Source organism: Martelella sp. FLE1502 (assembly GCF_053484255.1).
Window position 1 is genome coordinate 159,945 of the sequence record NZ_JBAKFQ010000003.1, and the last position, 23,963, is coordinate 183,907.

At 63.0% G+C, this 23,963-nt stretch carries 17 protein-coding genes; 7 read left to right on the forward strand and 10 right to left on the reverse strand.

Annotated elements, in window-relative coordinates; all coding sequences use genetic code 11:
* Nucleotides 1-79: 79 nt before the first annotated feature.
* Together V6767_RS03990 and V6767_RS03995 are read right to left on the reverse strand one after the other, a co-directional pair.
* Complete coding sequence (locus tag V6767_RS03990) at nt 80-919, reverse strand: fumarylacetoacetate hydrolase family protein (protein WP_448472252.1); 840 nt, start codon at nt 917-919, stop codon at nt 80-82.
* Between the two features lie 17 nt (nt 920-936).
* A complete protein-coding gene (locus V6767_RS03995; protein WP_448472253.1) occupies nt 937-1,683 on the reverse strand; it encodes an SDR family NAD(P)-dependent oxidoreductase in 747 nt (248 codons plus the stop codon).
* A gap of 228 nt (nt 1,684-1,911) precedes the next feature.
* On the opposite strand from V6767_RS03995, the gene V6767_RS04000 reads away from it, so the two are divergent.
* Nucleotides 1,912-2,877 (forward strand): aldo/keto reductase, encoded by a 966-nt coding sequence (locus V6767_RS04000; RefSeq protein WP_448472374.1) that lies wholly within the window; start codon nt 1,912-1,914, stop codon nt 2,875-2,877.
* 17 nt (nt 2,878-2,894) lie between these two features.
* On the opposite strand, the gene V6767_RS04005 is transcribed toward V6767_RS04000, so the two are convergent.
* From V6767_RS04005 to V6767_RS04015, 3 genes are all read right to left on the reverse strand, one after another.
* Nucleotides 2,895-4,406, reverse strand: coding sequence for a UxaA family hydrolase (locus tag V6767_RS04005; RefSeq protein ID WP_448472254.1), 1,512 nt, complete (start codon nt 4,404-4,406; stop codon nt 2,895-2,897).
* Nucleotides 4,407-4,685: 279 nt separating this feature from the next.
* Nucleotides 4,686-5,015 (reverse strand): L-rhamnose mutarotase, encoded by a 330-nt coding sequence (locus V6767_RS04010; protein ID WP_448472255.1) that lies wholly within the window; start codon nt 5,013-5,015, stop codon nt 4,686-4,688.
* A gap of 26 nt (nt 5,016-5,041) precedes the next feature.
* A complete protein-coding gene (locus V6767_RS04015; RefSeq protein WP_448472256.1) occupies nt 5,042-5,716 on the reverse strand; it encodes a GntR family transcriptional regulator in 675 nt (224 codons plus the stop codon).
* Nucleotides 5,717-6,056: 340 nt separating this feature from the next.
* Here V6767_RS04015 and V6767_RS04020 point away from each other — a divergent pair, with 340 nt between their 5' ends.
* The 6 genes from V6767_RS04020 to V6767_RS04045 all read left to right on the forward strand — a co-directional run bounded on the left by V6767_RS04020 (nt 6,057) and on the right by V6767_RS04045 (nt 13,335).
* The gene (locus V6767_RS04020) at nt 6,057-7,556 is read left to right on the forward strand and encodes a sugar ABC transporter ATP-binding protein (RefSeq protein ID WP_448472257.1); all 1,500 of its coding nucleotides are present in this window, start codon (nt 6,057-6,059) and stop codon (nt 7,554-7,556) included.
* Nucleotides 7,553-8,545, forward strand: a complete 993-nt coding sequence (locus V6767_RS04025; protein ID WP_448472258.1) for an ABC transporter permease — start codon at nt 7,553-7,555, stop codon at nt 8,543-8,545. Before V6767_RS04020 ends, V6767_RS04025 begins: the two co-directional genes overlap by 4 nt.
* Entirely contained in the window at nt 8,545-9,528 is a 984-nt protein-coding gene (locus V6767_RS04030; RefSeq protein WP_448472259.1) for an ABC transporter permease, read from the forward strand. Before V6767_RS04025 ends, V6767_RS04030 begins: the two co-directional genes overlap by 1 nt.
* Entirely contained in the window at nt 9,525-10,460 is a 936-nt protein-coding gene (locus V6767_RS04035; RefSeq protein WP_448472260.1) for a sugar ABC transporter substrate-binding protein, read from the forward strand. The genes V6767_RS04030 and V6767_RS04035 overlap by 4 nt, the downstream gene beginning before the upstream one ends.
* Nucleotides 10,461-10,571: 111 nt before the next feature.
* The gene (locus tag V6767_RS04040; RefSeq protein WP_448472261.1) at nt 10,572-11,624 is read left to right on the forward strand and encodes a MupA/Atu3671 family FMN-dependent luciferase-like monooxygenase; all 1,053 of its coding nucleotides are present in this window, start codon (nt 10,572-10,574) and stop codon (nt 11,622-11,624) included.
* 31 nt (nt 11,625-11,655) lie between these two features.
* The gene (locus tag V6767_RS04045; RefSeq protein ID WP_448472262.1) at nt 11,656-13,335 is read left to right on the forward strand and encodes a beta-ketoacyl synthase N-terminal-like domain-containing protein; all 1,680 of its coding nucleotides are present in this window, start codon (nt 11,656-11,658) and stop codon (nt 13,333-13,335) included.
* Nucleotides 13,336-13,364: 29 nt separating this feature from the next.
* Here V6767_RS04045 and V6767_RS04050 read toward each other — a convergent pair whose 3' ends face one another.
* From V6767_RS04050 to V6767_RS04070, 5 genes are all read right to left on the reverse strand, one after another.
* The gene (locus V6767_RS04050; RefSeq protein ID WP_448472263.1) at nt 13,365-17,426 is read right to left on the reverse strand and encodes an SDR family NAD(P)-dependent oxidoreductase; all 4,062 of its coding nucleotides are present in this window, start codon (nt 17,424-17,426) and stop codon (nt 13,365-13,367) included.
* Nucleotides 17,423-19,303 (reverse strand): beta-ketoacyl synthase N-terminal-like domain-containing protein, encoded by a 1,881-nt coding sequence (locus V6767_RS04055; protein ID WP_448472264.1) that lies wholly within the window; start codon nt 19,301-19,303, stop codon nt 17,423-17,425. Before V6767_RS04055 ends, V6767_RS04050 begins: the two co-directional genes overlap by 4 nt.
* A 5-nt stretch (nt 19,304-19,308) precedes the next feature.
* Nucleotides 19,309-21,390 (reverse strand): AMP-binding protein, encoded by a 2,082-nt coding sequence (locus tag V6767_RS04060; RefSeq protein WP_448472265.1) that lies wholly within the window; start codon nt 21,388-21,390, stop codon nt 19,309-19,311.
* A gap of 190 nt (nt 21,391-21,580) precedes the next feature.
* Nucleotides 21,581-22,444, reverse strand: coding sequence for an amidohydrolase family protein (locus V6767_RS04065; protein WP_448472266.1), 864 nt, complete (start codon nt 22,442-22,444; stop codon nt 21,581-21,583).
* Between the two features lie 63 nt (nt 22,445-22,507).
* On the reverse strand, nt 22,508-23,395 hold the full coding sequence (locus tag V6767_RS04070) for a glycosyltransferase (protein ID WP_448472267.1): 888 nt from the start codon (nt 23,393-23,395) through the stop codon (nt 22,508-22,510).
* Nucleotides 23,396-23,963: the final 568 nt, after the last annotated feature.

The following is a 23,963-nucleotide window of genomic DNA, read 5'->3' on the forward strand; positions in this document are numbered from 1 at the left end:
CCGAAAATCGATTCCGATTTTCGGGCCGATACTGTAGCGGGCCCGGCAAGCAGCCGGGCCGCGATGTCCGGCGGGCGTGTCAGGTGTCCGCCCGCACCTGCTGGCGCTGACCGCCGAGGCCTTCGATTCCGAGTTCGACCGTATCGCCGGCTTTCAGATAGCGCGGCGGCTTCAGTCCCTGACCCACGCCGGGCGGGGTGCCGGTCGAAATGATGTCGCCCGGGTGCAGCGTCATGAAGTCGGACAGGTAGCTCACCACATGGGCGACGCCGTAGACCATCGTGGCCGACGAACCATCCTGCATCGTCTCGCCATTGACCTTCAGCCACATCTTCAGGTTCTGCGGGTCGGCAATCTCGTCGCGCGTGACCAGCCAGGGGCCGACTGGGCCGAACGTGTCGCAGGACTTGCCCTTGGTCCACTGGCCGGACCGCCGGGTCTGGAAGTCGCGCTCGGAGACGTCGTTGATCACGCAGTAGCCTGCAACGTGTTCGAGCGCCTCATCGCGGGAGACGTGCTTGGCGCGCTTGCCGATGACGACGCCGAGCTCGACCTCCCAGTCCGTCGCGGTGGCGTTGCGCGGGATGACGATGTCATCATCGGGCCCGACGATCGCCGATGTGGCCTTCATGAAGATCACCGGCTCGGGCGGCACTTCCATGCCGGATTCGGCGGCGTGGTCGGCGAAGTTCAGCCCGATGCAGATGAATTTTCCGGTGCCCGAAACGCAGGGGCCGAGGCGTGATGCGGCCTCCGCCATGGGCAGCGCCTCGGGATCGAGGTCTTTCGTCCATGAAAGGTCTTCAAGCCATTTGCCGGCAATGTCATCGACAATCCCCGAAAGGTCGCGAATGTTGCCGTCCTTGTCGATCAGCCCGGGGCGTTCCTCGCCAACGGGTCCATAACGCAGAAGTTTCAACAGGGTATCTCCGCAAATCAGTAAGTGGTTCGACCGCCGGAAAGATCGAAGGCGGCGGCGGTGGTGAAGCTGTTTTCGCGCGAAACCAGCCATGCGACCATCGCTGCTGCCTCGTCGACCTCCAACAGGCGGCCACGGGGGATGCGCGAGCGCATATATTCGATGTGCTCTTCGGTGAGCTGTTCGAGAATGCGGGTCTGGGCGGTCGCCGGCGTGATGCAGTTGACCGCAATATCGTATTGCGCCAGTTCCTTGCCCAGCGACTTCGTCATCCCCATCACGGCGGCCTTGGACGCTGAATAGGCTGCGGCGTTGGGGTTGCCTTCCTTGCCAGCGACGGAGGCGATATTGACGATCCGCCCGTAATTGCGCGCCTTCATGCCCGGTACCACCGCGCGGTTGACGTAGAAGGTGCCGTTGACATTGATGTCTATGACTTTCTTCCACATCTCGATGTCATAGTTGTCGAGGGGCGCAGCCGCGCCCGCGATGCCCGCGGAATTGACGAGGATCGAAATCTTGCCGCTTACCTTCGCGGTGGCGGCAGCCGCGGCTTCAACCGATGACCAGTCCGAAACGTCCGCGATCTGGACGGTTGCCGCCTCGCCTATTTCGGCGCGAGCCTGTTCCAGCTTGTCTTCATCGATATCCCACAGGGTGACCGTCGCGCCGGATGCGACGATGCGTCGGGCCATGGCGAAGCCCAATCCCTGGGCGCCTCCGGTGACGACGGCGTGTTCGCCGGCAAGGTCAATCTTGTTCATAGATTTGCTTCCTCCTCATGATGTGTGCGCCCGCCCTGAGACGCCATGTCCCGGCATCTTTCCGCATGGCGGATAGTCTGATATATCCCTTGAACAGTTTAATTATATTAGTGTAACAGTTTGGGCAAGGCCTGGTTTCACCGGGCGAATTTTGCAAGGGAGGCGGTATTGAAGGCGTTTGACGAACGGAAAGTGGGGCGGACGGATCTCAACGTGACCAGGCTCGGCATGGGGTGCGCCTCGCTCGGCGGGCTGTTCGCCCCGGTGGATGCGCCGACATGTCTCGCGACGCTGCAGGCTGCCTGGGACTGCGGCATTCGATATTTCGATGCCGCTCCGATGTACGGGCTCGGCCGGGCGGAACATATGCTCGGCTATTTCCTGCGCGAGCAGATCGGCGCGCGGCCGAACGTGGTCAGCACCAAGGTCGGGCGCCTGATGGCGCGGGACCGGCCCGGCCGGGAACTGCCGCCCGAGGCCGACAAGAACCCCCTCGATCCGGGCTGGCAGAACGGGCTGCCCCTTCGGGAAGTGTTCGACTATTCCTATGATGGCCTGATGCGGAGTTTCGACGACAGCCTCCAGCGCATGGGTCGGGCGGACATTGATATCCTTTACGTGCACGATATCGGCAAGCTGACCCATGCCGAGCTTGCCGAGCATCACTGGAACGCCTTGACCAAGGGCGGCGGTTTCCGTGCGTTGTCCGGTCTGCGCGACGCCGGCATCATCAAGGGCTTCGGTCTTGGCGTCAATGAGGCAGAGGTCGTGATGGCGGCTATGGATGAGGCGGAGCTGGATTGCACCCTGCTTGCAGGTCGCCATACCCTGCTCGACCAGAGCGCCGACGCTCTGCTCGAACGTGCCGCCCGCGAGAACATGGCAATCGTCATCGGCGGCGTATTCAACTCGGGCATTCTCGCCTCGGCAGCCGGCGGCAATCTCAAATTCGATTATCAGGATGCGCCCGAAGCGATCGTCAGGAGGGTTGGCGCGTTGCGGGCGGTGTGCGACGAATTCGACGTGCCGCTTGCCGCCGCTGCCATCCAGTATCCGTTCCGCCATGAAGCCGTCACCTCGGTGCTGATCGGCGCCAAGCACCCCGACAGGGTGAAGCAAAATGTCGACTGGTTCGAGATGACATTGCCGCAGGAGCTGTGGCAGACGCTCGCCGCACGCGGACTGGCAGGCTAGGGGCGGCTCAGGCGCCCCTACATGGTGGCGCCCAGGCTCCACGGCACGAATTCGTTGTCGCCATAGCCGAGCGTTTCCGATTTCGTCCTGCCGCCTGAGGCCACTCTGAGAATCTCGTTGAAGATTTCCTCGCCCTTGGCGGCGAGCGAGACGCCTTCCAGCACGTCGCCGCAATTGACGTCCATATCGTCGTTCATCTGTTCGTAGATGAAGGAGTTGGAGGCGAGCTTGATCGATGGGGTCGGCTTGCAGCCGAAGGCGGAGCCCCGGCCGGTGGTGAAGCAGAGTACATTGGCGCCGCCGGCCACCTGGCCGGTCGCCGAAACAGGATCGTATCCGGGGGTGTCCATGAACACCAGCCCGCGCGCGCGGATCGGCTCGGCATATTCGAGAACCGCGCGCAGATTGGTGCTGCCCCCCTTGGCCGCCGCGCCGAGCGATTTCTCAAGGATCGTCGTCAGGCCGCCGAGCTTGTTGCCGGGCGAGGGATTGTTGTTCATTTCCATATCGTGGCGGGCTGTATAGTCTTCCCACCAGCGGATCCGCTCAATCAGCTTTTCCCCGATCTCGCGGTTTTCCGCGCGCCGCGTCAGAAGGTGTTCCGCACCGTAAATTTCAGGCGTTTCCGACAGAACGGCCGTGCCGCCATGGGCAACCAGCATATCGACCGCCGCGCCCAGTGCCGGATTTGCGCTGATGCCGGAATAGCCATCCGAGCCGCCGCATTGCAGCGCCAGCACGAGTTCGGAAACGGGTTGGGTGGTGCGTCGAGCGGCATTGACGGTCGGCAGCATGTCGATGATCGCCTTGACGCCGGCATCGACGGTTTTGCGCGTGCCCCCTGTTTCCTGGATGGTCATGGTGCGGAAGGTCTCGCTCTCCGCGATATCGTAGGATTTCATCCAGCGCGGAATCTGGAACGCCTCGCAGCCCAGCCCAACCATCAGCACGCCGCCGACATTCGGGTTGGTTGCAAAGCCCCATTGGGTGCGCTTGAGCACATCGTAGGCCGGCCCCTTCACATCGATGCCACAGCCCGTGCCGTGGACGAGCGAGATCACGCCGTCGACATTGGGATACTCATCGAGCACGCCGGACCGGTTGATTTCGTCGGCTATGAAACGGGCAACGCTCGCCGAGCAGTTTACCGAGGTCAGCGTCGCGATGTAGTTGCGAGTGCCGACCCTGCCGTTGGCCCTCCGAAATCCCTCGAAGGTCGCGCGCGCGCTGTCATCGACGAAGCGTGTGGGATGGGTATTGGTGCCGAACTCATAATTGCGCTCGAAGGAATGAAGGTAAACATTGTGTTCGTGAACCCAGGCGCCGGGGACGATATCCTCGCGTGCAAAGCCGATAGTCTGACCGTATTTCACGATCGGCTCATCCTTGCCGATCTTGCGTAGGGCCATCTTGTGGCCACGGGGAATATTGGTGAGCGCCGTAACGGCGTCGGCCTCCTCCCCCTTCTTGAGCGGGTCCACGACCAGCAGGATATTGTCTGTGTCGGATAGTTTTATGAAACGTGTCATTTGCCAACTCTGAAAGACCGCGGATTCGTCATCCGGTAAAATCGAATTTGTATACTAATATAATAATGGCATCCTAAGCAAGTGTGAGGGTTGTCGCACTGGTGAATCACGCCGAGATAAACGGAGAGGAGCGGATGCGGAACCCGTTGCTCCGGCGGGCGGAATGGCGCGCCGGAGCATTCTCCGCTGATGTGAGGTGACCTATCTGTTTGTTTTTGCGCCTTTAGCGGCGGGTGACGTTTCAGTCCGGCCGCCGAAAGCCTGCGTGGCTGGATCGGTTCAGGGGAGGTGGAAGACTTCTTCCATGGACGCCCACCACTCGCCGGAGGCGCGGGTAGCAAGCGGCGCCTGCATCGGGTCGCACAGTTCCCACCATTTCTTCATGGCGGGCGATTCGGCCATTCGGGCCGCATCCGCAGCGAAGTCGTTGCCATGATATTCCCAGTAGGCGAACAGAAGGTTCTCAGGCTCGCGCAGGAAGATCGAATAATTGCGGATATTGGCCTTGCCGAGCAGGTCGAGAATTTCCGGCCAGACGACGGCGTGAACGCGCTTGTATTCCGCGATCGCCTCGGGTTTCACGCCGATGCAGTGAGCCATTCTTTGCATGCGGTCGCACCTCTTCGCTACAGGAATCAGTCGGTAAGATCGCCCGCGACTTCCAGCGTGTTGAGGAGCGATGTGTTGAGGTGGCTTTCCATGGCGCGCGCCGCGCCCTCCCCATCGTTACGGGAGAGCGCCTCCAGAATGGCCTCGTGCTGCTCGATCGTCTGGGCGCCATATCCCGGTCTCGGGATCGCCAGATAGCGGCCCCGGTCCATCTGGGCCTTGGAAATATCAACCGCGCGCCAGATTGACGGGAAACCGCTGATTTCGGCTATGGTGCGGTGAAAAACATCGTCGAGCTGGATAGCGTTGGCATATCGGCCGCGGGAAATCGCCAGCCGGTGGGCGGCGATGTTGTCTTCCAGCAGTTCGGCGGTGGCGGGCGTGAAATTGGCCGCGGCGTGGCGCGCGCTTTCCATCTCGAGCGCGCGGCGGATCACATAGGCCTCTTCCAGGTCCTTGCGACTGATCGGCGCGACATAGGTGCCGGTCTGGGCGAGGATCTTCACCATCCCTTCATCGCTGATCCGCTTCACGGCCTCGCGCACCGGTGTGCGCGATACGCCGAGCGCTTCGGCAATCGCGATCTCGTTGATCGGCTCGCCCGGCTTCAGCTTTCCGCCCACGATCATGGTGCGGATCATCTGGTATATCTGGTCCCTCAAAGGCAGGGATCGGTTCAAAGTCGAGGGATCGAATTCCATAGGTTCGTTCCAGTTTGCGGCGCGCCTACGGCCATTATTATATTAGCATGTCAAACACTTACCGGCATGTCAAATATTATCTGGACTGTCAAACACGCGGTCTCGGCGGGGCTTCGGCTTTTCGGCAGAATGTCTTTCAAGTCTGCTTGTCAGCGCTATTATATTAGTGTAATAGGGTACAGGGTTAGCTTCTCGTAATTGCTTGACCGCCATCGTTTTAAGGCGAAACCGGGCTTCGGGTGAGAGAGATCACGCTTGAATAAGCTGTTATACTAACATAACGTGGAGACGGGCATTGTTTGGAGGCGATGTCCCTTTCCGGAGGAGGAAGCAGGCCGATATGACCGAAGCTCATTTCGCGCTGGACATGAGGGGCATCACTAAGACGTTTCCTGGCGTCAAGGCGCTCTCCAATGTCAATTTCAGGGTTAAGTTCGGCACTGTGCACGCTGTCGTCGGAGAGAACGGCGCGGGCAAGTCCACGCTGATGAAGGTCCTGAACGGATCCTACGCGCCCACCAGCGGCACGATCCGCGTCGCCGACAAGGAGGTGCGGATGCGCCGTCCGGCCGATGCGCAGGCGCTCGGCATTCGCATGGTCCACCAGGAGATCAATCTGGTGCCGGATCTCAGCGTGGCGGAAAACGTGTTTCTTGGGCGCATGCCTGGCCGTTGGGGCTATTTGCGCCGCAGCGAGTTGGTCTCCCGCACAGAGGCGATCCTGGCCGAGCTTGGCGCCATCGTGAACCCGCGCGATCGCTTGGGCGATCTGTCGATCAGCCAGCAGCAGCTTGTCGAAATCGCCAAGGCCTATGCCGCAAACCCGCGCATCATCGTTCTGGACGAGCCGACGTCCAGTCTGAGCGAACACGAAACGGCGGCGCTGTTCAGGATCCTGCGCAAGATGCGCGACGACGGCATCGCGATCGTTTATATCAGCCACCGTGTCAAGGAAGTCCTGCAGATCGCCGACGAGGTGACCGTTCTGCGCGACGGCGCCATGATCGAGACGCGACCGATCTCTGGTATCACCGCCAGCGAAATGATCCGCCTGATGGTCGGTCGCGAGGTGGGCAATGTGTTTCCAAAAAGCCCGGCAACCATCGGCGCACCGGTTCTCAGCGTCGAGAAGATCGGCGACGGCGCCCATTTCCACGATGTCAGCTTCGAGGTGCGGGCCGGTGAAATTCTTGGCCTGACGGGGCTTGTCGGCGCCGGGCGGACGGAACTGGCTCAAGCGATCTTCGGTCTCTCTCGCCTTGTCGAGGGTACGGTGACGCTGAACGGCCGGCCGCTTTCGATCGAGACGCCGGCCGATGCGGTGCGCGCCGGCATTGCCTATGTGCCGGAAGACCGCAAGGGCGACGGCATCATTCCCGAAATGTGCATCCGGGAGAACATCAGCCTTCCGGTCTTGAGGAAGCTCAGCCGGATCGGTCGCATCAGCCGCAGCGCGGACCGTGCACTGGCCAGTGAGTATGTGAGGCAGTTTGCCATCTCGCCGCCTGACGGGGAACGACGCATCAACCTGCTTTCCGGCGGCAATCAGCAAAAGGCGGTTATCGCGAAATGGCTGGCGGCAAAGCCCAGCGTGCTGATTCTGGATGAGCCGACGCGCGGCGTTGATGTCGGCGCCAAGGCGGAAATTCACAACATCATCGGCAGGCTTGTCGCAGAAGGCATGGCGGTGGTGATGATCTCCTCAGAACTTCCTGAAGTCATGGGCGTGTGCGACCGCGTCGTGGTCATGCGGGGCGGGCGCGCATCGGCGCCGCTCCTCAGGGAAGAATTGAGCGAGGAGCGGATCATGACACTGGCGACGTACGAGGAGGCGGCATGAGCGATCTGACCGCCGGCAGCATGAAAAAGACAGAACGATTTACACGCGCCCACTGGCTTGTCGAGATTGCCTCGCGCGCCGGGCTGCTGTTCGCAATTCTGGCAGTGATCCTTTACGGCTCCTTCGCCAGCCCCGCATTCTTTTCCACGGGCAATTTCGTCAATGTCCTGACATCAATGTCGATCGTGGGCATTGTCGTGGTCGGCATGACATTTGTGCTCGTCGTCGGCGGGCTTGCCGATCTTTCGGTACCGGCGACGATTGCCTGCGGGGCCATCCTGTCGCTCGGGCTGCAGCCAATGATCGGGCCGGTTCCGGCCTTCGTCGTGGCGATCGCGCTTGCGGGCGTCATCGGCTCTCTCAACGGAGCGTTGGTCGGCTATGCCGGCATCAATCCCATCATAGCGACGCTCGGGGTTGGCACGGTGGGTCTCGGTATCGTCCAGGCGGCGGTCGGCGGCGTCATCGTCTATGGCACCAATCCGGCTTCAGCCGAACTGGTGAAGGGCCGTTTGTTCGGCATACCGGTCGTGGTCATCATCTTTGCAGTCATTGCAGTGGTTGGCCATCTCATCCTGTCCCGTTCCTATTGGGGGCGCTGGACCACGGCAACCGGCGGCAATTACTCGGCAGCCAGGGCAAGCGCGGTTCCCGTGCGCGCGGTCAAGGCGGGAGCCTTCGTCATCACCGGCATCGCTGCAGGCATCAGCGGCGGCCTTCTCGGCTTGACGCTGCAAAGCGCGCGGCCGCTGGTGGGCACCGGCTATGAGTTCAGCGCGATCACGGCCGTCGTGGTCGGCGGGGTTTCCATCATGGGCGGATTCGGTTCGGTTCCGCGCGCGATCGCCGGCCTCGTCTTCGTGCAATTGCTGACCAATGTCATGGTGCTTGAGGGCGTGCGCACGCCGGTTCAGGGCTTCGTTCTCGGCATTCTTATCGCGGGCGCCGTCGGCATGGATGCCGCGTTGCGCAGAAGAGGAGGCGTCTGATGCGCATGCTTGCACTGGCCCTTCAATACCGGGTCGCCATCATTCTTGGTCTGACGCTTCTGGTGTCCGCGCTCGTCGTTCCGGGGTTTCTCAACCTGACGACGCTCAGCCTCGGCTTCGACCGCGCCGCGACCGTCGGCCTGATCGCGCTCGGACTAACGGTGCTGCTGATCGCCGGCCAGATCGATCTTTCAGCCGGGTCCGTGTTCGCCCTGTCCGGCATCGTCTCGGTCATGCTGCAGCCGCAACTGGGCATTCTACCCGCCGCGGTGGTGGGGATCGTGGTCGGCATGCTCTGCGGCGCGATCAACGGGCTTCTGGTGGTCGGGCTGAAAGTCAACGCGCTTGTGCTGACGCTCGCAACCATGCTGATCTTCCGTTCGGTTGCGCACTGGCTCACCGACAGCCAGCCGGTCAGCGGCATCGACATCATGTTTTCGCTGAAGATGTCGCAGCTCTATTTCGACATCTTCACCATCCGCAGCGCATTGTTCCTGCTCGCCATTCTGGTTCTCCATTTCTGGCTGACCCGCACCATTCCCGGGCGCAATGTCTTTGCGGTCGGCTCCAATGCCGTGGCGGCGAAGGAGAGCGGCATCGCTTCCGGGCGCATCATCTTCATGAGTTTCGTCTTCGCCGGCGCCATGGCCGGGGTCGCGGGCGTGCTGCAAAGCCTTGTGACCAATACCGGCTCTCCGGTGTTCGGCTCGGAGCTCATTGTCGTGGTGATCGCGGCGGTCGTCGTTGGCGGCACGAGGCTCGAGGGCGGCAAGGGGTCGGCGCTCGGCACGCTTGGCGGGGTGCTGACCATCGGAGCACTGACGATCGCAATGGAGTTCCAGTCGGTGCCCGCCTACATCCAGCAGGTCGTTTCAGGTTGCATCCTGATCCTGCTGGTCGTGCTGGACCGTACCGTGAGCATAAGGCGCGCCGCTGCGCCGGTTATCGAAGGCAAGTTTATCACTGAAGGAGGAAACGCATGACTGGGAAGAAAACGATTTTGGGTTTGGCCGTTGCGGGATTGATGGTCTCGGCCGGCTTCGCACACGCCAAGACCGTCTGTTATGTAAACGCTGCGGATTCGCACGCTTATGCAACGCCGGCAAACGAGGCGCTGCTCGCAAGCGCCAAGGAACAGGGCCTGGAAATCCTGAGCCTGAGCCAGGACTTCGACGTTCAGAAGGGCACGGAGCAGCTGAACACCTGCGTGGCCCGCGGGGTCGACGCCATCATTCTGTGGCCGCTTGATCCACAGGCCTATATTCCGGGTCTCGCCCGCGCGCAGCAGGCCAAGATCCCGGCCATCATCATCAATTCGCCGATGAGCGACGAAGCAAAGCCGTTCCTCAAATCCTTCACCGGCCCCGACGTTTACGAGGAAGGTGAAATGGCTGCCGATGCGCTCAACGAGGCGCTGGGCGGAGAGGGCTCGGTTGTCGTGATCGCCGGCCAGGCCGGCAACGGCACGACGATTGGCCGTGTCGGCGGCTTCACCGATCGCCTTGCCGAGATCGGCTCCAATATCGAGGTACTCGATACTGTGAATGCTGACTTCGACCAGCAGAAGGCGCTGGTGATGAGCCGCGACCTGATCACCCGTTTCGGCGACAAGATCCAGGGCGTTTACGCCAATGACGATACCATGGCCCGCGGCTTCATCGATGCCTGGAAGGAAGCGAAACCGTCGCAGGACATGCCGCCGATCGTCGGCATCAACGGCCAGAAGGACGCCTTCGAATCCATCCGCGGCGGCGACATGTACGCAACAATCGTCCAGTCGCCGGCCGAAGATGGCCGTCTGGCGGCCGAAACCGTCGGCAAGATCCTCAACGGCGAGGATGTCGCGGATCGCCTGCCCATTCCCCTGACCGTGGTCACGATCGACAACGTCGATTCCGTCGAGCCGGCGTTCTGACAATGACTGCCGGCCCGGATCAATCCGGGTCGGTTTTCCCCTTTCCTGGGGCGACTCCCATGCGATTGGGAGACCTGACGATCGATTGCGCAACTCCGCTGGAGGGCAACGATGAAATTCAGCCTTATCTTCTTTTCCAATTCCTACCCGGATGATGCCGGCGGAGCCTATGGCGCAATCTCCGAATTCGCGCGATTTGGCGACGATCACGGTTTCGAGGCGGTCTGGGTTCCCGAACGACATTTCCACACCATGGGCGGAATCTACCCCGACCCGGCCGTGATGGCGGCCTATCTTGCCGCGATCACGAAGAAAATCCGCCTCAGGGCCGGCAGCATCGTCGTGCCTTTGCATCATCCGGCCAGCATCGTCGAGTCTTGGTCGATGGTCGACAACATGTCACACGGCCGAGTCGATCTCGCGCTTGCCAGCGGCTGGAACGTCAATGACTTCGTGCTCGCCCCGGAGGCCTATGGCGATCTGCGCGGCATATGGCTCGCGCGTGTCGCGGAAATTCGCGCCCTGTGGGCCGGTAGGCCGCAGACCTATCGCAACGGCGCTGGCAAGGATATTCAGATCACCACCCATCCGCGACCGGTGCAGCCGGAGCCCGATCTCTGGCTGACGGCGACGAAACAGCCCGAAACCTTTCGCATGGCCGGCGAAATGGGCATGAACGTGCTGACCATGCTCGCCGGGATTTCGCTGGAGCAACTGGCGGAAAAAACCAGACTTTACAGGGCGGGGCGGGCCTCTGCCGGCCTCGATCCGGACGGCGGCACGGTATCGCTGATGCTGCATACCTATGTGCATGAAGACCCGGAAAGCGTCCATAACGCCGTGCGCGAGCCGTTCCTGCAATACATCCGAACCAGCCTGCTCAGCCATCTCCAGGGTGGCGCGGTCGATGCCGGCCGCAGCCTTTCCGATGAAGAGATCGACGAGATGGCGGAGTACTCGTTCGAGCGCTATTTCGAAACGGCGGCATTGTTCGGCACTGTTGATCAGGCGCGCCGGTTCGCGCTGGAAGCGGAGCGGGCCGGCGTCCACGAGATCGCCTGTCTTCTGGATTACGGTCCCTCGTTGAGCGACATCCGCGCAAATCTTCCCTATCTCGCCCAACTCAAGCAGAGTTTTGAACCAGCCGATGCCGGATATCAGTAAAGCCGCATCCCCGTATGAAAACGCGGAAGGGATGGCGATCGTCGGCATGTCCTGCCGGTTTCCCGGCAGCAGAGGGTGCGAAGCCTATTATCAGTCGCTGCTGGGTGGGATAGACCTGTTCGCTCCGCCCCCGCGTGAGCGCTGGTCGTGGTGCGCCGATGACGCGGTTGCCGTGCGCCGGATGGGCGTGCTCGACGATGTTTTCGGTTTTGACAACGCGCTTTTCCGCCTGTCGCCGCGTGAGGCCGAAACCATGGATCCGCACCAGCGGCTGTTGCTGGAAGAGGTGTGGCTGGCGATCGAGGATGCCGGCTACCATCCGGAAATCTTTGCGCGACGGAGCACGGGCGTGTTCGCGGCGATGTACAATCAGGACTTTCAGTTCTACACGCGGGCGGGCGATTGGGATGAAATCTCGCGCATGTATCTCGCAATGGGTGGCGCGCATTCGATCGTGCCGAACCGGGTCTCCTACGTCTTTGATCTTCACGGGCCGAGCGAGGTGGTCGATACCGCCTGTTCGAGCGCGCTCGTCGCGCTCCACCGCGCCGTCGAGGCGATCCGCAACGGCGAGTGCGAACAGGCCGTGGTCGGCGGCGCCAGTCTGCTCCTGGAGCCGAGCCGGCTGGTGATGCTGCAGGATCTCGGTCTTCTGGCCATTGACGGCGATTGCATGCCTTTCGACAGGAACTCCGGCGGTCAGGTTCTGGGCGAAGGGGTCGCCGCGATCATCGTCAAGCCGCTGGCGCGTGCGCGGGAGGACCGGGATTTCGTCTATGCGGTCATCGGCGGGACGGGCGTCAATCATCAGGGCGCGCGTTCGGGTGGTCTGACGAGGCCGAGCGCCGCCGCTCAGGCCGATCTCATGCGCCGAACCTATGCCCGCCATCGGATCGATCCGGAAACGATCCGCTACGTCGAGGCGCATGGCAATGGCGGTGGTGGCGATGTCAGCGAGCTGCTCGCCTTCCAGGATGCGCTGCCGGCCGGCACGTGGGTCGGTTCCGTCAAGGGCAATATCGGCTTTCTGGAAGCTGCGGGCGGCCTTTCGCAGGTCATCAAGGTGGCGATGGCGATGCGCCATGGCGTGCTGCCCGGCACGCGCTCCCACCGGCACCTGCTGGAGGACGAGGCGCTCAGCGATGACGCCTGCCGGATCCTGCAAGCCGATACCGCGCTGGAGGCGCTTCGCGGGGAGGGGAAGCAGCCGTTCACGGCCGCCGTCCACGCCTATGGGCTGGGCGGATGCAACGCCCATGTGGTTCTGACGGAGCCGTGTGCGAACACCCGTGCCGGCGCAGCGGAGATGGTCTTGCCGCTTCTGTTCTCGGGCGAGGACGCAGCGCAGACGGCAGGCCCGGTCGAACGATTTCTTCTCTGGCTGGAAGGCGCGCCCGCCGTGTCGCTCGCGGATATGGCCTATACGCTTGCCACAGGTCGCCCGGCGCGCCGGCATCGGCTGGCGATCATGGCGTCGACGCCCTCCGAGGCCGCGACCCGCTGCCGGGCATGGCTCGCATCCGACCGCGCGGAGAGCGTCGTCGGCGATCCGCCTGGCGACACCTTGCGCGACTGGCTCGCCGGCGGTGCTCCGGACTGGAAGCGGCGCCTTGCCGGATCGCGGGCCGGCATACCGCTCACCGTCTGGCGGCGCAGGCAGTATCCGCTGCCGCCCCTGAAAGGCGTCGGGCCCGGCGCAGGTTCGGCCTGACCGGGCGCGGCCGACTCTGTCGGTCGGCCTCAGACATGGGTCGCCCTCTGGCTTTCGATCTCCGCGGCCATGCTCTCGATGGTCGGGTGGCGGATAAACCAGCGCGGGGTTATCGCGACGCCGAACAGACGGTTGAGTTGCGAGGAAAGCTTGACGGCCATGATCGAATCCACCCCCATGCTTGCAAATCTCGCCGTCCGGTCGACCTCGTCTGAACGCAGCATGGACGCAATCTCGGCGGTCAGAATGTCGGCGACGGTTTCCGGCTGCGATCGAGCGTTCGGGCCGGCGTCAACCGCGCCGTCCTGCGCCATGAACGCCGCGAGTTCCGCAACGGACTGATGGCGCAGCAGTTCCTTCGGGGTCAGCCGCCGCCCGAGTGCCTTGTCGACCAGAACGATCAGCCGGACCGCCATCACGGAATCAAGACCGATCGCAGAGAAGCGGGTCTGTGGGTCGAGATCATCGATCTTCAGAAGGTCGCCGATGATGGCGGTCAGTGTGGTTTCCAGCGGGGCGGATCGTTCCGAAACCGAAATTACCGGACGCGCGCGAGGCGCATCGCCGGTATCCGGCTGTGCCGGTCTCTCGGCTTCTGCCGCAGGTCTCGTGGTCTCGGTTTCGGGCATGCTTGCCGGTGCGATGGCGGGGCCCCGGAGGAGCGCGTTTTCGCGGTCGAGCGCAGTCCAGATCTCGTTGCTCCGGCCGAAGAGCATGATCGTTTCCGGCGTGTCCTCAGCCATTGCAGACCGGAACGCCTGGAGGCCCACGTCAAGGTCGAGGAAGGCAAAGCCCAGTGAGGCAAACCATGTGTCGAATTCCGGAGTGACGTATTTGTCCCACTTCCAGCGCGACCAGCAGATTGCCTTGCTCAGGCCGCAACGGCGACCCGCCGCGACTTCGCCGGCGCGCCAGGCGGCGAAACTGTTCTGGAACGCGCAGCCATAGGCATAGTCCGATCCTCCGGCAAGTCCGAGCGAAGCCAGCGAGGAGAAGGCCACGAAGAAATCGAGATCGAGCGCCGCCGTCGCTTGGTCGAGATTGATCGTACCCTGAACCTTCGCGGCCGAAACCTCGGCGAAAGTGTCCCAGTCCTTGCGGAAAATATAGGCGTCGTCATGGGCGGTGACCAGATTGACGATTCCGTCGATCTTTCCATGTTCTTTCAGGATCTGCCCGATGAGCTCGTCCGTCCGGGCGCTGTCGGTGATGTCGCACTGCCGGTAGAGCGCGCGACCGCGTATCGCGGAGGAAAGGGGTGCGATCGCGGTGTTCTGGTCGGCTTCGGCCGGCGATCGGCCGCAGGCGATGAAGGTCGCGTCGATATCCTGGCCGAGCCTTGCTATGAGACGGCGTCCAAGCTCGCCGGCCCCGCCGGGCACAAGATAGATCCCGCCATCGCGGAACCAGATCGGGGCCGGTGTCCCTTCCGTTTCGCCCTCGCCGAGAACGCGGGTCGTCCGGTCCGGATTGAAGCGCAGACAGGCCGGTGCTGCAGGCGGTCGGGATGTGATCTCGGCAAGGGTCAGCGACTGCCAGTCGGACGCCGCCTCCGGCCCGAAGCATAGGGTATGAAACCGCAGATGCGCATTCTCGAGAAAGGCGGATTTCGCAAAGGCGGTGATCGCGTCTATGGCGGGCTGTCGCGCAAAGTCTTCGACGGCTACATGGAATATATCGATCTCGCGGCTGAACGCGGCTTCCATCAGCGTGCTGGCGAGGCGGAAGGCCAGTTCCGGCTCGGTGCGAAGCGTGTCCGCCGCGTCCGAGGCCGGAAGCACGATTACCGCCTCCGGTTCGGCGCCCGAGCATTGCCAGACATCGAGCGAAGGCCGGAAGCAATGTTCCTCTTCCGAGAAGACCGACGAGATGACCGTCGCCGTTCCAGCCAATGCTCTTTCGAAGGCGGGCATATGGGCGGCAATCTGTTCCTCGCTCCGGCCGACTACCCACAGGCATTTGCTGCTCCAGATGCGCGGCTCCGCCTGGGCGGGCCTCGCGCGCCAGCCGGGTTGCAGGCTGATGAGTTCGGGTTCGGAATCGCTGGCGACCTCTTCGAGGCGTGGCTCGAACCAGCAGCTTCGGCTCGGCCATGGCACGATTGGCAGGGAAACGCGGCGTGCCTGGTCGATCGCCGGCCAGCTTGCATGCCCGCCCTCAAGCCAGACGGCGACGTGGTCGGGAAGCGACAATCTTCGAGCGGTCGCCGCGTCGGCTATGATGGCGTCGTCTGCCGCGCCGCCCGATATGATGGCGTTGAGCCGTTCGATAAGGGTCTCGGTATCGGCAACCTTGATGACCACGCGCACCGGCCGGCTTTCTCCGCGCTGCTGCAGCGTGAAGGCGATGTCCTTCAGAAGGTGCGTCGGGCCGGTTTGCACCTTCAGTGCAGGAATGGCTTCGGCGATGGCTCCCGCATGGTTTAGAAGATCGGTCTCGGTGGAGGCCGTCAGCGGAATGAACACGGGATCGACGCTCGCCGGTGAACGGCCGGACGGCAGGTGTTGCGCCAGCGCGACCGATGCATTGGCGCCGCCGAAGCCGAACGAGTTCACGAGCGCGGCAAGCGGAGCATCGGGCGCCTGCCACGGCCCGGTCTCGGCCTGAAGGCTGAGCCCGTCCTCGAAAACGATATGGGGGTTGAGCGATTTGAAGTTAGAGAGGCCCGGCAGCCTGCGATCCCGCATCGCCATCGCCACGTTGATGACGCCCGCGACGCCCGCCGCCGGCTCCAGATGGCCGATATTGGTCTTGACCGATCCGACGGTGCAGGGGGAGGGCGGCAGATGCCGGTCCGCGCGAACCTGCCGGAAGGCGCTCTTGACCGCCTCGATCTCGATCGGGTCGCCGAGTTCCGTGCCGGTTCCGTGCATTTCGACGTAGGAAATATCGTTCGGCGTCAGCCCCGCATCTTCCATCGCGCTGATCATCAGTCTCGCCTGCGCGCGGCTGTTGGGCGCGGTGAGCGACGCAGCCTTGCCGCCGTGGTTGACGGCGCTGCCCTTGATCACGGCGTAGACGTGGTCTTGGTCGCGCTCAGCATCGGCGAGCGTCTTGAGCAGCAGCACGCCGACGCCTTCTCCCCGCACATAGCCGTCGGCCGCGGCATCGAAGGTGCGGCATTGGCCCGTTGGCGACAGGACGCCCAGCTGTCGGCCCATGATGAACATGTCGGGAGACAGCAGCAGGTTGACCCCGCCGGCCAGAGCCATGGTGCATTCGCCGCGGCGTATGGCCTGCACGGCGCTGTGAATGGCGACCAGGCTGCTGGAGCAGGCCGTGTCGATGGCCGCGCTCGGGCCATGGACGTCCAGCAAAAACGAGACGCGATTGGCAATCATGGCATGGGCATTGCCGGTGCAGGCCTGTGCGCTGGTCAGGCCGCGCTGATCGATAAGCCTCTGGTAATCCTGAAACTGGACGCCGGCGAAGACGCCGACCGATTGCCCGGCGAGCGCACGGGGATCGTGGCCGGCATCCCATATTGCTTCCCAGGCCCCGGTCAGAAACAGGCGGTGCTGGGGATCCATGAATTCCGCCTCGTATTGCGAAATTCCGAAGAAATCAGGCGCGAACTGGTCTTCGACCTCGATGAACGCCCCCCATTTGACATCCGTGCGACCGCTCTCGCTGAAAGGGTCGCCATCGATGCTCTTCCAGTTCCAGCGCCGACGCGGAATTTCCGTGATGGCGTTCCGTGCTGCGATCTGGTTTTGCCAGAACTGTTCCTTTGAGCGCGCGCCGGGCAAACGGCATGAAATCCCGACAATGGCAATATCGTCGCCTTCGTGGATGCCGTGATGCCGCGGGTCTTTTTCAGCAGGCGGGGTGGCCGACGGGCTATCGTTCGCCGCCCGGTGCTCGTCGAGATGTTCGGCAAGCTCGTTCAGGGTCGGGAAGGTAAACAGCGTTATGGTATCGACGGGGTGGCCGAAACTGTCGGAGAGCCGGGCGGCGAAGAGCTTGAGCGATGCCGAATCGAAGCCCAGATTGCCCATGGTCTCATCGGCATCGATTCCGGTTTCGCTGATTTCGAGGATTGAGGCGGCGAGACCCTTGAGGGTTGTGACGGTCGGGGTCGCGGAGCTCATGAGGGCTCTCCTGTTCCAGGTTGCACACCGTCGGATGGCACGGCTATCCCGTGCTGTGGTTCGGCTTCGCGGGCCATCCGCGCTTCGGGTGTCTCGAACCAGACGGGCTTGCGGGAAAACGGATAGACGGGCGCCGAAACGCGCCGGGCGCGGCTTTCGCCATAAAGCGCGGCGAAGTCGGGTTTTCCGTCCGTGATCCATTGTCTTGCGAAGGCGACCGCCAGCTCGGTCAGTTCATGGCCCGGTCTCGGCAAGGCCGCGTCCGCGCCCGATGAAAGGATGCGGGCGTCGCTGCGGCCTTCGAGCCAGTTGTCGAGGGTTTCCTTAAGCGAGGGCCAGCTCTCTGCAAGGAAGGCGATCCGTTGTGGCAGGCAGACGCGTCCGCACTGGAATGTGTAGAGGAAGTCCGAAAGTGCCGGGGCATCGCCGCTGCCGGCGAAGCCGGCGAGGGCGCGAACATAACGCTTAAGCCCCGATTGGGATCTGGCCGAGACCGGAAGGATGGGAAGCACGTGGTCGATTCCGATGCGGGCGAATGCCGCGCTCACCGGCGGCGGTTCCTCCAGTACGACATGGCCCAGGGCCCCGCCGAAGCCGAAGGCGCTGACGCCGGCGCGGCGCGGCAATAGCGCGCCGGAGTCATCCGTTGGCCTCGTCCAGGCTTGCGTCTGTCTTGCGAGGCGCAGCCGCGTACCGGCCGTCTTGCACATCGTGTTCGGGTTGATGAGTGTCGGGTGTCCGGGAATTTGGCCGTGGCGCATGGCCAGCAGTACCTTGATGACGCCGGCCAGCCCGGAAACCGCTTCGAGGTGGCCGATATTGGGCTTCAGCGAACCGACAAGGCAGGGCGGACCGCCTTCGCTCCCTCCGGCTTCCGCCGCCATCGCCTCGTCCGCCTTGCGCAAGGCATTGAATTCGATCGGATCACCGAGCGGCGTTCCCGTTCCGTGGGCCTCGATATAGGTTATCGACCGGGGGGCGATTTGGGCGCGTCGCCAGGCCTTGATGATCAGGTCCTTCTGCGCCGCAGGGTTCGGCGCGGTCAGCCAGTTGGCGCGGCCACCGTGACAGATTGCCGAACCAAGCATGAGGCCGTGGATGTGATCGCCATCGGCCTCTGCGCGCCGAAGCGGCTTCAACAGCAGGAAGGCCGCGCCTTCGCCGCGGGCATAGCCGTTTGCGGCGGAATCGAAGCTTCGGGTACATCCGTCCGGGCTGAGTGCGCCTTCTTCGGCCAGCCCCTCGGAAAGGGTCGAACTCAAGATGACATTGACTGCGCCGACCAGCGCTGCCTCGCAGTCGCCGGCGCGGATGGCCTGGGCGGCAAGGTGCAGTGCGGTCAGCCCACCGGAGCAAGCAGTATCGACCGCGATGCTGGGGCCCGTAAGGCCAAGGCTGAACGAGATCCGGTTGGCGACGAGCGCACTGGCGACGCCGGTCGGCAGATGGCCTGTGGGTGCCAGCTCGGCCTTCTGCATACACTCCTCATAGTCGGATTTTCCGGTAGCGACGAAGACGCCGGTCTCAAGTTTCGCAAGGTCAGCAGGCCGCCAGCCGGCTTCCTCGACGCAGTGCCAGGCCGATTCCAGCGCCAGCCGCTGGATCGGATCCATCAGGCGGGCTTCGTCTTCCGAGATCGCAAAGAAGTCGGCGTCGAAGCCTGAAACGTCCTCAAGATAGCCGGCGGGTCGCAGGCTGGACGGTTCCGGCCGGGTATCGGGCGGCGGGCCGACGCTCTCCTTACAGGCGGCCAGATTTTGCCAGAAATGCGCGAGGCTCTCTGCGCCTGGAACCCGCGCGTCGAGGCCGATGATCGCGATCGGCTCCGCGCGGCCTGCGCCAAAGCGGGACTGTCTGTCTTCGGTTGCGTCCGTCATGGCCATCAGCTCTGGCTTTCGCGGCTGTTCGCGCCGAGCGCGGCCTTTAGGTTCGCGATCATGTCCTGGCGCGATGTGCCGGCGGGCTGCGGTTGCGGCGGGGGCTCGGCGGCTGCTGCCAGATGGGTGGCGAGCCGGGCAGGGGTCGGATGTTCCCAGATGACGGTCGGATCGAGCGAGAGCGAAAACCTCCGGTTCAGCGCCGCGACGAACTGCGCCGCCAGAACCGAATCCAGGCCGATCGCGCCGAAACTGTCTTCAGCGCGCCGCGCCTTTTCTCCGACCAGCTTTTGCAACTCCTCCATCAGGCTTTGCTGGAGTTCACCCGCCTGCAGGTTGACGGGGCTTTCTGTCCGGGAGCGGCGCTGCGTCTCCAGCGGCTTGATATCGCCGGCCAGATAAAGGTCGCGGGTCAGGCGGCGCTGAACCTTTCCGCTTGTGGTCTTGGGAAGAGAGGCGGGCGGGATGAACACAACGTCCGCCAGGGTGATATCATGCTCCTGATAGACCGCTTCGCGAACGGTGCTTTCGAGTTCGGCGAAATCTGTCGAGTGGCGGGCGGTGCGCTCGACCTCGTGCACCACCACAACTGCATCGCCGTTTTCGGTGTCGATCGCGAAGGCCGCGCCGTTCACCGTGCGGAAGGCCGGGTGGCAATCCTTGGTGGTCAGTTCGATATCCTGCGGATAGATGTTGCGTCCCCGCAGGATGATGACATCCTTCAGCCGTCCGGCAATGAACAGCTCGCGGGCGTGCAGCACGCCGAGGTCGCCGGTGCGCAGGAAGCCGGAGCGGTTCGTACCGCTCGGGCTCTGGCCGAATGTCTTGCCGCTTTCTCCTGGCGCCTGCCAGTAGCCTGATGTGATGCTGCCGCCGCGAACCCAGACCTCGCCGATCTCGCCGTCGGCGCATGGTGAAAGGGTCTCGGGGTCGACGATCGCGATTTCCATGTCGTCGGCCGGGCGGCCCGAGCTCACCAGTTCGACGGCGTCGCCGCCTTGCTGCGCCCTGGCAAACCGGCCGGCAGCAAGGGCGCGCCTGTCGACGGACACGATGACGGGCGCCTCGCCGACCCGCGACGTGGTGCTGAGCAGTGTCGCTTCCGCCAGTCCATAGGCCGGGAAGAAGGCATCCGCGGCAAAGCCGTAGGGACCGAAGCGTTCCTGGAAGCTGCGCAACGTCGAGGCGTGGATCGGTTCGGCAGCATTGAGCGCATTGCGCCACGCCCGCAGATCAACGCCGTCCATCTGGTCGTCGCGGATCGCCTTGACGCAGAGCCTGTACCCGAAATCAGAGGACATGCTGGTTGTGGCGCGATAGCGGCTGATGGCCTGAAGCCAGAGCGCCGGATTGCCGCTGAATGAGGCCGGGCTCATCATATAGCAGGTGGCGCCGACAAAAAGGGTCTGGATGACGATACCGATCAGGCCGAGATCGTGAAACAGCGGCAGCCAACTCACGATCACGGTGTCTTCGTCATGGCCCATATGCCGGGCTGTGAGGTCTGCATTGTGCATCAGGTTGCCGTGGCTGACCATGACCCCCTTCGGGTTGCTGGTCGAACCGGAGGTATATTGCAGGAAGGCGATGTCGGTGGATTTCGGCAAGGCGGCGTTCCAGGCTTCCGCCGCGCCCTCCTCGATCAGGTCTTCGATGCAGAGGAATTCCAGCGCGCTGATCGAAGGGTATGGGCGGGACCAAGTCATGATCTTGTCGAAGAGCGCGCGACAGGTGAGGATCAGTTGCGGCCGGCAATCCGCCACGATCGCCTCGAATGTCATCCAACTGCGCTTGTTCGGCTTCGGCGTGTGCGCCGGAACGGCGATCGCGCCGCCGAACAGGGTCCCGAGAAAACCGATGACGAATTCGCTGCCCTGCGGGAACAGCAGCAGCACACGCTCGCCGCCGGCTTGCCGCCGCTGGAGCGCGCCGCCGATGCGCCTGCAGGCATCGTCAAGATGAGCGTAGCTGATGTGGCCTTGCTCTTCCGTCCCGTTCCGGAGGTTCACATAGGCGGTCTTCTCCCCCAGCCGTTGCGCGTTGTCTCGAACCACGTGAACGACGGATTCGGGTAGGGTGGCGGGCATGCGATCTCCTCCTGCGGCGCTTGCCGGTATCCCTCCTCCGGGCCGGCGGCCTCGCGACCATGCGCTCAGCAAATAACACTAATATAATAGTATTATTCTCGATGTTGTAAATGCGTAGCTTTCCACCAACAGGTGTCGCACCCATGATTCTGGTAGGTGACGGACGCGCGGCGCCGCGCGGGTGTACCTTTCACGCCGACAGGGCGGGGCCGCTCGGGGCGGGGATGGCTGGAAGGCCGTAGAAACGGACTGCATTGCCGCCAAAAATTCCTGGGTCGCGGGCGAGATGTGCGGGCAGGGCCGTCATGGTGGCGGCCAGCACGTCGGCGTAGTTTCCCGCCGGACGGCAGACAGGCCAGTCGCTGCCGAAGATGAGGCGTTGCGGGCCGAAAACGTCGAGCGCGTGATCGATGGCGGGACTGAGGTCGTCCACGTTCCACGCCCTGGGGTCGGCTTCGGTGATCAGTCCGGAAAGCTTGCAGAAGAGCGTGTCGTATTCCGCAAGACGGGCAAGGCCGTCCTTCCAGAAGCCGAGGTCACCGGAAGCGATCGGCGGCTTGGCCAAATGGTCGATTACCGCGCGCAGGCCCGGCACCAGGCGAAGAGCCTCCGCCACATGCGGAAGGTGGCGCGCGAGGACGAGGAAATCGAACGTAAGGTCCTTCTCCGCCAACTCATCCAGCGCGTTGAGGACGCGCGGGCGGACGATCCAGGCATCATCGGCGATATCCTGAAGCATCGGCCGCAGGCCCAGGAGTTTTGGACGTTTGGCGTATCTGGAAAGCGCGCTCGCAAACTGCGCGTCCTCCATATCAAGCCATCCGACAACCCCGGCCACGAAATCGGTCTTCTCGGCGATATCCAGCAGGTAGTCGGTCTCCGCCTGCGTCGGCGCCGCCTGGACCAGAACCGTGCGACGGATGCCGAACCGCGAAAGAAGCGGGGCGAGGTCGGAGACGAGGTAATCCCGTTGCAGGACTTCCGGAGCGTTGGACATCCAGGGATAGTCGCCGCGCGCACGGTTCCAGAGATGATGATGAGCATCGACAAGCATGATGTGTCCGCAAGGTTCGAAACGGGGCGTCCGGTCGCAAGGCTTATACGCCGGTCGCGCGCCTCAGGGCGTAAGACGTTGATCGGCGAGGGCGTCGTTGAGGTCGAAGGACTGAACGTCGATCAGCATTTCCGTCTCCATGCGCTGGAACTTGCCATGGAGATAGATCTTGTTCGGACGCGATGAGGCCGAATTGACCTCGTGGGATTTGCCGTGCGGGATATGGATCGAGCTTGCGTCCCGGCTGAGCTTGAACTCGACGCCCGACAGGTAAAGGGCGAGGGCGAAATCCAGATCCTCGGCGCCCCAGGTCGCGTAGTTCTCGTCATACAGGAACCGTTCGCCCAGCGTTTCGCGACGAACCGAAAGGTTGCAGCCCCATGAAATCGCCCAAGGCGCGGGCAGGTCCATCAGGTTTTCGCCGAATTTGCGATAGGTCCGTTCGCGCATGTCGGCGAACCGGTCTTCGGCCCGGAATAGCTCCAGCGTGGCTTCGACATTGTCGAGATCCAGAGTCTCCAATGCCCGACCGAGCGCTTCGTCGTCATTGCCGGTATTGCTGAAGCCAAAAACATAGCCGATGACGAGGGCGGACGGTGACGAATGCGCCTCGACATGCGCGCGCACGCAGCCTTGCGAAACGACCACCCCGCAGTCGAGAAGGATGCAGACCTCGCCTTCCGCCAGTTCGAGGCCGAGGTTGCGCGCCCGCGCCAGGCGATAGCCCTTGTCTTTTTGGTAGATATAGCGGATCTGGCAATCTGCGGTGTCAATGAAGGTGCGCACCAGTTCATAGGTGGCGTCCGACGAGCCGTCATCGACAATGATGATCTCAAACGCGTCTGCCGGCATGTCGCTAGCCACAAGGGACTGAAGGGTCTTGGCGAGCATCTTCTCCCGGTTGTAGGTCGGAACAATGACTGTCGCCTTGAACCTAGTGTTGTTGCGCATGACTTGTGCCCCTCCCCGAGCGGTATTCTATATCAAGACGACGCGTTGACCTTACTCAAGACAATCTTAAAAATCCTAATATATTAATGTAATGTAAGCTGTCAACGGCGGCTCTGCACCTCGGGCAGCTTGAGCATGGCCGGATTTTCAGTAGGCATTCCCTGCCACAATCCTGCGGCAACCATCGCGGAGACGCTGACCTCGGTTCTGGATCAGATCTTCTGCGACCTTCAAGCCATCGTCGTTGAGTGGTTTGCCAGACGCTGCCGGCGCATCCCGCGTCGTGCGGCAGGCGAATGGAGGCCCGAGCGCTGCCCGCAACCGCGCGGCCTTCGATCACGCCCAGGGCGAACCGCTCGCCTTCCTCGATGCCAATGACATCTGGTCCGCCGACCGGCCCGGCATTCTCGACCGCCGGTTTGCCCACCCCGCTCGAAATTCTACAGCCATCTGTCAGATCGGTACGGCTTACTTCAACATCCTCCAATCAGTCCGACCGAAAGCGAAGCGCGCTCGTTTTAGAACAGCCAGATCCTGACCCCGTTCTCGTGATCCACCAGAGCCAAGC

Coding starts and splice junctions, on each gene's coding strand:
- V6767_RS03995 (WP_448472253.1), bottom strand. CDS start 1,683: ATGAACAAGATTGACCTTGCCGGCGAACACGCCGTCGTCACCGGAGGC.
- V6767_RS04000 (WP_448472374.1), top strand. CDS start 1,912: ATGGGGTGCGCCTCGCTCGGCGGGCTGTTCGCCCCGGTGGATGCGCCG.
- V6767_RS04005 (WP_448472254.1), bottom strand. CDS start 4,406: ATGACACGTTTCATAAAACTATCCGACACAGACAATATCCTGCTGGTC.
- V6767_RS04010 (WP_448472255.1), bottom strand. CDS start 5,015: ATGCAAAGAATGGCTCACTGCATCGGCGTGAAACCCGAGGCGATCGCG.
- V6767_RS04015 (WP_448472256.1), bottom strand. CDS start 5,716: ATGGAATTCGATCCCTCGACTTTGAACCGATCCCTGCCTTTGAGGGAC.
- V6767_RS04020 (WP_448472257.1), top strand. CDS start 6,057: ATGACCGAAGCTCATTTCGCGCTGGACATGAGGGGCATCACTAAGACG.
- V6767_RS04025 (WP_448472258.1), top strand. CDS start 7,553: ATGAGCGATCTGACCGCCGGCAGCATGAAAAAGACAGAACGATTTACA.
- V6767_RS04030 (WP_448472259.1), top strand. CDS start 8,545: ATGCGCATGCTTGCACTGGCCCTTCAATACCGGGTCGCCATCATTCTT.
- V6767_RS04035 (WP_448472260.1), top strand. CDS start 9,525: ATGACTGGGAAGAAAACGATTTTGGGTTTGGCCGTTGCGGGATTGATG.
- V6767_RS04040 (WP_448472261.1), top strand. CDS start 10,572: ATGAAATTCAGCCTTATCTTCTTTTCCAATTCCTACCCGGATGATGCC.
- V6767_RS04045 (WP_448472262.1), top strand. CDS start 11,656: ATGGCGATCGTCGGCATGTCCTGCCGGTTTCCCGGCAGCAGAGGGTGC.
- V6767_RS04050 (WP_448472263.1), bottom strand. CDS start 17,426: ATGAGCTCCGCGACCCCGACCGTCACAACCCTCAAGGGTCTCGCCGCC.
- V6767_RS04055 (WP_448472264.1), bottom strand. CDS start 19,303: ATGACGGACGCAACCGAAGACAGACAGTCCCGCTTTGGCGCAGGCCGC.
- V6767_RS04060 (WP_448472265.1), bottom strand. CDS start 21,390: ATGCCCGCCACCCTACCCGAATCCGTCGTTCACGTGGTTCGAGACAAC.
- V6767_RS04065 (WP_448472266.1), bottom strand. CDS start 22,444: ATGCTTGTCGATGCTCATCATCATCTCTGGAACCGTGCGCGCGGCGAC.
- V6767_RS04070 (WP_448472267.1), bottom strand. CDS start 23,395: ATGCGCAACAACACTAGGTTCAAGGCGACAGTCATTGTTCCGACCTAC.